The sequence below is a fragment of the Cyanobium sp. BA20m-p-22 genome (genome assembly GCF_024346275.1).
GTDB lineage: Bacteria > Cyanobacteriota > Cyanobacteriia > PCC-6307 > Cyanobiaceae > Cyanobium_A.
Genome location: NZ_JAGQCQ010000100.1, coordinates 1 through 10968, shown reverse-complemented (window position 1 = coordinate 10968; position 10968 = coordinate 1). Strand labels below are relative to the sequence as shown.

The window sequence follows — 10968 nt, the reverse complement described above, 5'->3', positions numbered from 1 at the left end:
ACCGAGGAAATGCCCGCCGATTTTGCCCGGCTGGCCCTGCCCCAGCTCCAGCAACTGGTGGGCCGCGATCTGGCCAGCCTGCGGCTGAGTTCCAGCGATATTCGCTGCACCAGCACGCCCCGGCGGCTGGTGGTCTGGGTGGAAGGGTTGCCGGAGCGCCAGCCAGACCTGGAAGAGGAGCGCAAGGGCCCTCCCTCGGCCCAGGGCTGGAAGGACGGCCAGCCGACCGCGGCGGCCCTGGGATTTGCCAGACGATGTGGTGTGGCCGCCGAGGCGTTGCGGAGCCTCGATACCCCCAAGGGTCCGTTTGTTTTTGCCCGCTGTGTCGCGGCGGGGCTGCCGACGGCGACTGTGCTGGCAGAGCAGATCCCGCTCTGGCTCGCTGCCCTTCAGGGACGTCGTTTTATGCGCTGGGGCGCCGGGGAAATCCGCTTTTCCCGGCCCGTCCGCTGGCTTTTGGCCTATCTGGATGCCCTGCCGATACCGGTCTCCCTAGTAGGTAGCGACCCGGCCATCAGCACCACCACGGTGAGCCGGGGCCATCGGCTCCACTGCTCCGCCGTAGCGATTGGCAGCGCCCAGGCCTACTTCCCTGCCATGGCTGCTGCGGGAGTTGTGGTGGATCGGGATCGCCGCGCCGAACTGATCCGGGCGGCCGTGGACGAGGCCGCCGCCACCCACCAGGCGGATGCCGACCTGCCCGACAGCCTGTTTGAGGAGTTGGTCGATCTGGTCGAGTCGCCCTCCCTGCTGGAAGGCCGCTTTGCTGAGCGCTACCTCGACCTCCCCGCCGAGGTGCTGTGCAACGTGATGCGGTCCCACCAGCGCTATGTGCCGCTCTACCGCCAGGGGCGCAGCAACGACCCCCTCGGCCTAGATGCCCGCAACAGCCTGCTGCCCCGCTTCCTCTGCATCAGCAATGGCCTGCCCGCGGCGGCGGCCACCGTGGCCCGCGGCAATGAGCGGGTCTTGAGGGCCCGCCTTGCCGATGCCGAGTTTTTTGTCAGTGCCGACCGCGCCGTGGCCAGTATTAACCGCCGCGACCAGCTCGCCCGCGTCACCTTCGCCGCAGGCCTGGGCAGCCTGCTGGAGCGCACCGAACGGCTGGAATGGTGCACCGATGTGCTGCTCCAGCAGCTGGAGCTCTCGGTCGGCACCCCTGAGCTGGCGCGCCGGGCCGCCCACCTCTGCAAGCACGATCTGGTGAGCCAGATGGTCGGCGAGTTCCCGGAACTGCAGGGCGCTATTGGCGGTAAGTACCTCCTGGCCGAGGGGGAGCCCCGTGGCGTCGCCCTGGCTGTGTTGGAGCACTACCTGCCCCGAGGAGCAGGCGATGGACTGCCCAGCTCCCCTGCCGGCGCCGTGCTGGCCCTTGCTGAGCGGCTGGAGCTGCTCTTGAGCATCTATGCCAAAGGAGAGCGACCGACGGGCTCCTCCGACCCCTACGCCCTGCGCCGCGCCGGTCAGGGACTGCTGCAGATTCTCTGGGATAGGGGCTGGCGCCTCGACCTGAACGCCCTGCTGGAGCGTTGTGCCCTCCACTGGGCCCAGCTTCTGCCCCACCTTGGCGTAGACGCCCAGGCCCTCGCCAACGATCTGGCTGAATTCCTGCGCCAGCGGTTGTTGACCCTGCTGGAGGAGGACGGCATGGACGGCGACCTGGTGCAGGCCGCCGCAGGCGAGACCGTGGCACTGCAAAGGGTGCTGGGGGACCCTGAGGATGCGCGGCAGCGGGTGGCCCTGCTGGTGCAGTTGCGCCGCAGCGGGGAACTGACGGCCGTTCAGGCGGTTGTCACCAGGGCCACCCGGCTGGCGGAGCACTCTGAGCTCAGCACCACCGTGCTCAGTGCTGACGGGGTGGTCAATGCCGACCTGTTCGAAAAGGAGAGTGAGTCGGCCATGCTCGCCGTTCTTTCCGCCCTTGAACCGATCGCCCTGGCCGGCTCGCCTGAGCGCTATGGCCAGCTGGCCCGGGGCCTAGCCGCTGGGGCAGACGCCCTGGCGGCATTTTTCGATGGCCCGCAGAGCGTGATGGTTATGGCCCAGGATCAGGCCGTGCGCACCAACCGTCTCAATCTGTTGGCCGTGCTGCGCAATCAGGCCTCGGTGCTGGCCGACTTCAGCCGGATAGGCGGCTGAGGGGCGCGGGCAGGCTGCCTACTTGGCTGCCAGCACAGGTTCACGCTCCTGATCTGCCTTGCCCGGCCCTGGCCGGGGCACTTGGCCAGCCACCTTGATGCCTCCCTTGATGCTGCTCACCGCCAACATGGCGTTGACCTCGGCATCTTCCCGAACTGCGCTGCTTACGGGCTTGTAGCCCTGGGGCGCCAGTGCATTGCCCCTGAGCACCGAACCCAGGGTGAGGAGGGTCAGCTTGAGTTGTTGCCAGGGATTCATCATCACAACACGCTTATACAAATAGCTGTCGAATGTAAGCCGTTGCACATCCTTGTCGCCGCACATCTCGACAAAGGCCTCGCGGGCTGCATCGTTGCGATAGAAAATATTTTGGAGAATCTCCAGCACTTTGTAAGTGGCTCCGTATTTCCGGTCCCATTTCTTTAGATATTTTTTGAGATCCTGCTCTGTTGGAATCCGGCTACCAGAAGAGCTGGATTCGACAATCTGCTCGGCGCACATGCGACCGCTCTTAGCGGCGAAATAAATCCCTTCACCGGAGCTCTTGGTCACGTAGCCGGCCGCATCACCAACCAGGGCCATGCGCCCCACAACCCGGCGTGGCCTGGGATGTTCGGGGATTGGGTGGGCCTCCACCTTGATCACCTCGCCGTTGACCAGACGCTTCTTGGCCCGTTCGCGAATGCCTACCTGGAGGCTTTTGATTAAGCCCTGGTTTTGCTGCATGGTGCCGGTGCCCACGGCCACATGGTCGTACTTGGGGAAGACCCAGGCATAAAAATCTGGGGAAACATCCGTACCCACGTACATCTCGGCGAGATCTTCGTAGTACTTCATTTCCTCCACAGGCAACCTGATGCGTTCCTGGAAGGCGATCGCCACGTTGTAATCGCCAGCATCCATGGCCTTGGCTACGCGGCTGTTGGCGCCATCGGCACCGACGATCAGGTCCACCTCCAGGCTTTTCGACTCGCCAGTGGCCTCGCCGCTGGAATAGTCGGAGTAGGTGAGGGTGTAAGGACCCTGGCGATTGGTGCCGGTTTCGATCTTAGTTACCAGACCGTTTACCAGTTGGGCGCCGAGCTGGGAGGCCCGTTCACGCAGGTAGGCGTCGAGAACCTCGCGGCGGCACATGCCGATGTATTCATCTTCGTTTTCAAGATTGATATCCACCTCCCGGTTTGAGGGGGAAATCATCTTCATGTGACGCACCTTGCGATCGATAATCGACTCGGGTAGGTCAAATTCACTGACCATGCAGAGCGGAATGGCGCCCCCACAGGGTTTGGCGTTATCGAGCTTGCGCTCAAAGATCCAGGTTTGAATCCCGGCCTTGGCCAGCACTTCAGCCGCACAGGAACCACTGGGGCCGCCACCCACCACTGCCACACGCAACATCGGAAAACCGCTCCGCCAGGAAGGATGTTGCTTTGAAGCTAACACTGCTGCTTGGTCGGCCGGCGGCCCCCCCAGCCCTGCCCACTTAGGATCCGTCTCAGATCGGGCGGTTGATCGGTGCCAGTGGGGGGAGCCGCGTGAACCTTCGCAATCCCAGTGGTTCCGGTCGCTCTTCGGCTGCGCGCCCCCGGGCGCTGGACGACATACCGGTCGCCCGCAGGACAGCCCCACCGGCGAGTCGAACCAACCGTTGGCTTCTGCGTCTGAGCATCGGCAGTGCCAGCCTCCTCCTTTGCCTCGGCGGGTTGCTGCTGCTGCGGCCCAGGTTTCTGGTGGACCTGCTCGGCTTGCCTCCTGTTAGTGGCCTCGACGCCCGGATGGGTCCGGATGGTCGCCTGTTGGGCCATTTCCCCTACGCGGAGCTTCCAGACTCGGAGCTGGCTTCGGTGGCCCCTGGGTTGGCCCTGCACCGCGATGCGGCCGGCCCCCTGCTGGCCATGCAGCGCGATGCCGCCCAGGACGGGGTGCGTCTGGTGGTGCTGAGTGCTTTCCGTCCGGTGGGACTCCAGAAGGAGTTGTTCTTTGACGTCAAGGCGGAACGCAGCCAGAGCGCCAGGGAAAGGGCCATGGTTAGCGCTCCCCCCGGCTTTTCCGAACACAGCACCGGCTATGCGGTGGACCTGGGCGATGGGAGCGAGCCGGCAACCAACCTGGCTCCCTCCTTCGACCAGACAGCAGCCTTTGCCTGGCTTCAGGCCCATGGGGCCCGCTACCACTTCACCCTCTCATTTCCGCGGGACAACCCCCAGGGGGTGAGTTATGAGCCCTGGCACTGGCGATTCGAGGGCAGTGCCGAGGCTCTCAAGGTGTTCGAGCCGGCCCAGCGTCTTTCCCGCTGACGGGGGGCTGGGAGCTGGGGGCTGGGGCTGGGTCAGGGGCAAGGCAAGGCAGGTCAGGGCAGAGCAGGGTGGGTTAGGGTTTAACCTTGGCCACAAATTTGCCTCATCTGGAGGCGGGCCAATATTTCTTTTAAAAGAAGCTTTCAACTCTATGAGTAGCGGCGCACACACTGGCACGCCGATTCGCAACATTGCGATCATCGCCCACGTTGACCATGGCAAAACAACCCTGGTAGACGCCCTGCTCGGGCAGTCGGGCATTTTCCGCGAAGGAGAGGCGGTGCCCACCTGTGTGATGGATTCCAACGACCTGGAAAGGGAACGGGGAATCACCATTCTCTCAAAAAATACCGCTGTTGATTACGAAGGCATACGGATCAATATCGTTGATACCCCCGGCCACGCTGATTTCGGTGGTGAGGTGGAGCGGGTCTTGGGAATGGTCGATGGCTGTCTCCTGATCGTTGATGCCAATGAGGGGCCCATGCCCCAAACGCGCTTTGTGCTCAAGAAGGCCCTCGAAAAAGGCCTCCGTCCGATCGTATTTGTCAACAAAATTGATAGGGCCCGGGTCGATCCGGAAGTTGCCGTCGACAAGGTGCTCGACCTATTCCTTGAGCTTGGCGCTGACGACGACCAATGCGATTTCCCCTACCTCTTTGGGAGTGGCATGGGCGGTTATGCCAAGCCCGACATGAAAACCGAGAGCGACACCATGAAGCCGCTCTTTGATGCCATCTTGCGCCACGTTCCACCGCCGGTTGGGGATCCAGAGAAACCTCTGCAGCTGCAGGTGACCACCCTGGATTACAGCGATTTTCTCGGCAGGATCATGATCGGCCGCATTCACAACGGCACCATCAAGGCGGGCCAGCCAGCTGCATTGATCCGCGACGACGGCAGCATCAAGCGCAGCCGTATCAGCAAGTTACTGGGCTTCCGCGGCCTGCAGCGGGTTGAGATCCAAGAGGCCCGAGCTGGTGATCTGGTTGCCGTGGCGGGCTTTGACGAGGTGAATATCGGCGAGACAATCGCCTGCCCAGACCACCCCGAAGCCTTGCCCCTGATCCGGGTTGATGAACCAACCCTGCAGATGACCTTCGTCATCAACGACTCTCCCTTTGCCGGCAAGGAAGGCAAATTTGTTACCAGTCGCCAGGTGCGTGATCGGCTCCAGAAGGAGCTGCTCACCAACGTCGCCCTGCGGGTTGAAGACACCGATTCGCCCGATCGCTGGTCAGTGAGCGGCCGCGGTGAGCTGCACCTCGGCATTTTGATTGAAACTATGCGTCGGGAGGGCTATGAATTTCAGGTTTCCCAGCCCCAGGTGATTTTCCGCACCATCGATGGCACCCCATCGGAGCCCTATGAAACCCTGGTTCTCGATGTCCCTGAGGAAGGGGTGGGAGGCTGCATTGAAAAACTCGGCACCCGCAAGGCCGAGATGCAGAACATGGAAAATACCAACGATGGCCGCACCCAGCTGGAGTTTGTGGTGCCGGCCCGGGGCCTGATCGGCTTCCGTGGCGAGTTCATTCGCGCCACCCGCGGTGAGGGAATCATGAGCCACTCCTTCCTGGACTACCGGCCCATGCAGGGCGACATGGACAACCGCCGCAACGGCGTTCTGATTGCCTTTGAGGAGGGTACGGCCACCTTCTATGCCCTCAAGGGCGCGGAGGATCGGGGCCAGTTCTTCATTACGCCTGGCACCAAGGTTTACAAAGGCATGATTGTCGGTGAACACAACCGCCCCCCTGATCTGGAGCTGAACGTTTGCAAGGCCAAGCAGGTGACCAACATCCGTTCGGCCGGTGCGGAGGTGCTCGACACCCTGCAGGCACCGATTCAGATGACCCTGGAGCGAGCCCTCGAGTACATCGGCCCCGATGAGATGCTTGAAGTGACGCCCGAATCGATTCGTCTGCGCAAGCTGCCTTCCAAAAAGGCCGCCAAGCGCTGATTGGTGAGCCTGCCGGAGCCACCGCTGCTGCCCCAGGATCCAGAAGAGCAGGCCTTGGTTGGTGACCCTCGGCTGGCACACGCCATTGCCCTCTTCAATGGGGGCGACTGGTACGCCTGCCACGACGGCCTCGAGGAGCTCTGGCACGAAACCTCGGGCAGGATGAGGCCCCTCCTGCAGGGAATCCTGCAGATTGCTGTGGCAGAGTTGCACCATGAACGCGGCAACCTGCGCGGAGCCACCATCCTCATGGGCGAAGGGCTTGGCCGCCTCCAGGGGGACCTGGAAGGGGGCCTCGGCCTTGACCTGGACAACCTACGGCTCCAGGTGGGTGCGCGTTTGCAGGCCCTGCAGCAGCAGCGACCACTGCGAGGCCTGGATATGCCCTATTTGGCAGTTAAGATCCAGGCTTAAATATCATCTTAATTGTTGATTAATTGCTTGACCTCCGGTGCTTGACCCCTTTGAATCCCATACCCGGGCCCATGCTTAGGCTTCTCCTACCCCTATTCCTTTCTGCCCATATTGCCTATCCCGTTTCAGCCCAGATCGAGCCTCTTGTGACCCAACCAACCACTTCCGGTGTTGGCGTTGGCGTTGGCGAGGCAGCCGAGCCGAGCAGGGGAAGTCTCTCCCCAGAGGGTCGTCAGGTAACACCACTAACTGGGTTAGTTACTATTGAATCAGATCTCCAGAAGGCTGATAATAGCACTGGTGTAGTCACTGCCACCGGCAACGTACGCATTCTCTACCCTGATCGGGGAGTTGTTGCTACGGCCAGGCAAGCACAATATTTTAGTAAGGAGGGCAGAGTTGTGCTCAGCGGCGATGTTGATATTATCCAGGATAACGGCAATAGTCTGCGGGCCGAACGCATTGTTTACCTGGTTGAGCGCGAAAGAATCATCGCCGATCCGGTAGAGGGCCAGCAGGTGATTATTCGCTACTATCTGAATTCACCGGTGGGAGCTGGGATGGGAGTGCTTGATGGACAAAAGGCCCCACGCCCATGAGTTTAGAGTTACTTGATGTGGTGCTAGCCATTGGTAAGCGTTGCCTTGTCAACCATGTTTCGTTGAACTTTGAACAGGGAGAGGTGGTTGGCCTGCTTGGTCCAAATGGAGCTGGTAAAACCACCACCTTCGGGCTAGTTACGGGTTTGCTGCGTCCAGATAGTGGCAAGGTGTTGATGAATGGCAAGTCGATCGCCCATCTACCAATGCCTAGGCGCGCCCAGCTGGGGATTGGTTACCTCCCTCAGGAACCGAGCGTTTTTAGGCAGTTAACCGTTCGAGAAAATTTAAATCTAGCCCTGCAGGAAAGCGGAGCTCCACGCCGCCTGAGAAGGGATCGAATCGACTCACTGATCCACGATTTTCATCTTACCGAATTTCAAAATCGACTCGGCTATCAATTGTCAGGTGGCGAGCGCCGACGCTGTGAGGTTGCTCGAGCTCTGGCAGTCGGGGAGGAGGGTCCGCGCTATCTGCTGTTGGATGAACCCTTCGCTGGGGTCGATCCGATTGCTGTTGGAGACCTGCAAAGTTTAATTCAGCAGTTGCGCTCTCGTGGCATGGGATTGCTGATTACCGATCATAATGTCAGAGAAACCCTGGCGATCACCGATCGCGCCTATATTCTATCTGAGGGTCGTATATTAGCTTCTGGCACATCCCACTCCATTGCGGCTGATCCGCTCGTGCGCCGCCACTACCTAGGTGAGGATTTTAAAATTTGAACATTCCCTCAATCCCAAAAATATTTAGCCGTCAATGGGCAAGGTTCCCCCTATTGGATCGGTGGATTCTTTCCGAACTTATCCCTCCCCTATTGTTTGGTATCGGCGCGTTCACTGCCGTAAGTTTTTCGGTGGGAGCTGTTTTCGAGATTCTACGTCGTATTTCGGAAACCTCAGTTCCGCTTGGTGATGTTGTAAAGATACTTTTGCTCCAGCTTCCGTCTTTTATGGTTATATCCTTTCCGATGGCCACATTAATGGCCGCCCTGCTTAGCTATGGCAAACTAGCCTCAACTAGTGAGCTCACCGCTTTACGAAGTGTTGGGGTATCGGAATGGCGCATGGTGGTGCCTGGGGTTTCGTTGGCATTAGTAATGATGTTTTTGACGTTGACATTTAATGAGTGGGTTGTTCCCAATACTATGTACCAGTCCAAGGCCCTGCTGGACCGCTCCCTGGGTAGGGCCATCATTGGTCAGTCTGCTGAAAATATAACTTACTCTAAGTTTGGAGAGATTAAAAATAGTGAGGGTCCGGTCTCTAGGGGGCTTACCACTTTTTTTGCTGCTCGGGAGTACAAGGACGGAAATATGTTCGGGATTACCGTTCTTGATTTCGCTGATACCAATCGTCAGATTTTACTGCAGGCCCAATCGGGAAGTTGGCTTGAGAGCCAAGGTAGCTGGGAATTCAGGGATGGAGTTATATCAGTATTGCCATCGGGTAAGGATAAGCAGTTAACAACAGGAGCCTTTGAGAAATATGTTTTTAAGCTCGGCATGGAGCCTATCCAGGCCGCAAAGCTACCTAAGGATTTTGATGTTTTCTCCAATACCCTTACCGTCGGTCAAGCAATGACTGCAGAGCGCCTGCTCAGGGAGTCTGGACAGACAAAGCGGGCTCGCAAATTCCAGGTACGTATCCAGGAAAAATTTTCTTTTCCCGCCGTCTGCCTCGTTTTTGGCTTGCTGGGCTCCACCCTTGGCAGCCGGCCAACTTCTCGGCAGAGCAGCAGCAAGGGCTTTGGCATGACGGTGATCTTCCTTTTCGTCTATTACCTTGGCGCCTATATCTTTAGTATGATTGGTGTTAATGGCTTTTTGCCCCCATTTGTTGCTGCTTGGTCCCCGGTTTTATTGGGGCTGGGTACGGGATCATTTATTTTATATCGCTCCAGTCGATAGCCATTAAAGACTCGACTTCCTGCCTGCAGGTTTTGCGACCCTGCCCACCGGTTGACACCCAATGGCCTCGCAATGACTCACCTAGGTGGCGTGTAACATGGCATCTTTATTTAATTATTTTATGAGTTAAAAGCCTCTGGCTGGTCCTGGTTTCGATTAAGCTCTTATTACGCTGGTTTTCTCTAATGTTTCCGGACCCTGTCATTGCCCTGGGCCTTACAGCCTTTGCCCTGTTGCTGTTGGTGTTGCCCCTGGCCTTCTGGGCCTTGAGTGGTGGCCACCCCAGCAAGGCAGTTCGCCTGCTCGTGGCTGCCGCCAACCTCTGCTTGACGGCCCAGCTGGTGCTGCGTTGGTGGGATTCGGGCCATTTCCCGATCAGCAACCTCTATGAGTCCCTCTGTTTTCTGGCCTGGGCCTGCACCCTGACCCAGCTGCTTGTCGAGCGGAACTGGCCTTCCCCTTTGGTGCCTGCGGCAGCGACGCCAATGGCCCTTGGCTGTGTGGCTTTTGCCAGTTTTGCCCTGCCGGATCGGCTGCAGGAGGCCTCTCCCTTGGTGCCGGCACTGCGCTCCAGTTGGTTGGTTATGCACGTCAGCGTGATCATGGTCAGCTACGCGGCTTTGCTGGTGGGATCCCTGTTATCGCTGGCGGTGCTCTTCACAGATCGTGGCAACAGTCTCGAGCTGCGCAGCAGTTCCATTGGCAGCGGCGGCTATCGCCAGGCCACCCTGGTCACAGCAGCCGACGGCAGTGGTTCTGGGGTGGCCCCATTCCAGCTAAGCAGTGTGGCCATGCCGGTAGTAGAGCAACTTGATTCACTCAGTTATCGCACCATCACCGTGGGGTTCTTGTTGCTTTCAGTTGGGCTGGTAAGTGGGGCGGTGTGGGCAAATGAGGCATGGGGTAGCTGGTGGAGCTGGGATCCCAAGGAAACCTGGGCCCTTATTTGCTGGCTCGTATACGCGGCCTACCTCCACACCCGCCTGATTCGCGGCTGGCAGGGCCGCAAGCCTGCGCTTGTTGCAGCGGCAGGCTTGGTGGTGATTGCGGTTTGCTATATCGGCGTCAACCTATTAGGTATCGGTCTGCACAGCTATGGATGGTTTTTTGACAGCTAAGAGCCGCTAGCTACGAGCTCTTAGCTAGCAGCCATGTCTCCTAGGCGACTACGGCGCTGGGGCGCTTGCTGTTGCGAATGCCGGTGATAGCTGCCCCATAGTCTGGTTGGTTGAAGATTCCCGAGCCGCTCACGATCGCGTTGGCACCGGCCTCGATCACTTTCCAGGCATTTTCCGCCTTGATGCCCCCATCCACCTCGATCCAGGGGTCCAGACCCCGTTCATCGCACATCCGGCGTAGGGAGCGGATTTTCTGAACCTGGTTATCAATGAAGCTCTGGCCGCCAAAACCCGGGTTGACGCTCATGATCAAGACCAGATCGCAGAGCTCCAGGCAATACTCGAGGCTGTCCAAGGGGGTGCTGGGGTTGAGCACGGCCCCGGCCAGTTTGCCGAGATCCTTGATCTGGGCCAGGTTGCGGTGGAGGTGGGGACAGGCTTCCACCTGCACGGAAATGATGTCGGCTCCCGCATTGGCGAAGTCGGCGACGTAGTTCTCCGGCTCCACGATCATCAGGTGCACGTCGAG

At 59.5% G+C, this 10968-nt stretch carries 10 protein-coding genes; 8 read left to right on the top strand and 2 right to left on the bottom strand.

What is annotated here, in order from left to right:
- Nucleotides 1-2139: glycine--tRNA ligase subunit beta (gene glyS / locus KBZ15_RS10070; protein WP_255015081.1), on the top strand; the 2139-nt coding region annotated here is incomplete at its 5' end.
- 18 nt (nucleotides 2140-2157) lie between these two features.
- On the opposite strand, the gene chlP is transcribed toward glyS, so the two are convergent.
- Entirely contained in the window at nucleotides 2158-3537 is a 1380-nt protein-coding gene (chlP, locus tag KBZ15_RS10065) for a geranylgeranyl reductase (RefSeq protein WP_255015079.1), read from the bottom strand.
- Between the two features lie 137 nt (nucleotides 3538-3674).
- On the opposite strand from chlP, the gene KBZ15_RS10060 reads away from it, so the two are divergent.
- From KBZ15_RS10060 to ccsB, 7 genes are all read left to right on the top strand, one after another.
- Complete coding sequence (locus KBZ15_RS10060) at nucleotides 3675-4436, top strand: D-alanyl-D-alanine carboxypeptidase family protein (protein ID WP_255015078.1); 762 nt, start codon at nucleotides 3675-3677, stop codon at nucleotides 4434-4436.
- Between the two features lie 151 nt (nucleotides 4437-4587).
- Nucleotides 4588-6399, top strand: coding sequence for a translational GTPase TypA (gene typA, locus KBZ15_RS10055; RefSeq protein ID WP_255015077.1), 1812 nt, complete (start codon nucleotides 4588-4590; stop codon nucleotides 6397-6399).
- A gap of 3 nt (nucleotides 6400-6402) precedes the next feature.
- Nucleotides 6403-6813, top strand: a complete 411-nt coding sequence (locus tag KBZ15_RS10050) for a DUF309 domain-containing protein (RefSeq protein WP_255015076.1) — start codon at nucleotides 6403-6405, stop codon at nucleotides 6811-6813.
- 146 nt (nucleotides 6814-6959) lie between these two features.
- A complete protein-coding gene (locus KBZ15_RS10045; protein ID WP_255015074.1) occupies nucleotides 6960-7412 on the top strand; it encodes an LptA/OstA family protein in 453 nt (150 codons plus the stop codon).
- Entirely contained in the window at nucleotides 7409-8137 is a 729-nt protein-coding gene (gene lptB / locus KBZ15_RS10040; protein WP_255015073.1) for an LPS export ABC transporter ATP-binding protein, read from the top strand. The genes KBZ15_RS10045 and lptB overlap by 4 nt, the downstream gene beginning before the upstream one ends.
- Nucleotides 8134-9321, top strand: a complete 1188-nt coding sequence (locus KBZ15_RS10035) for an LptF/LptG family permease (RefSeq protein WP_255015071.1) — start codon at nucleotides 8134-8136, stop codon at nucleotides 9319-9321. Before lptB ends, KBZ15_RS10035 begins: the two co-directional genes overlap by 4 nt.
- A gap of 185 nt (nucleotides 9322-9506) precedes the next feature.
- Nucleotides 9507-10439: a c-type cytochrome biogenesis protein CcsB gene (gene ccsB / locus KBZ15_RS10030; RefSeq protein WP_255015069.1), complete on the top strand. Its 933-nt coding sequence runs from the start codon at nucleotides 9507-9509 to the stop codon at nucleotides 10437-10439.
- A gap of 40 nt (nucleotides 10440-10479) precedes the next feature.
- Here the strand turns inward: ccsB and KBZ15_RS10025 are convergent.
- Nucleotides 10480-10968 (bottom strand): ribulose-phosphate 3-epimerase (locus tag KBZ15_RS10025; RefSeq protein WP_255015068.1); only part of this gene is annotated, 489 nt, incomplete at its 5' end.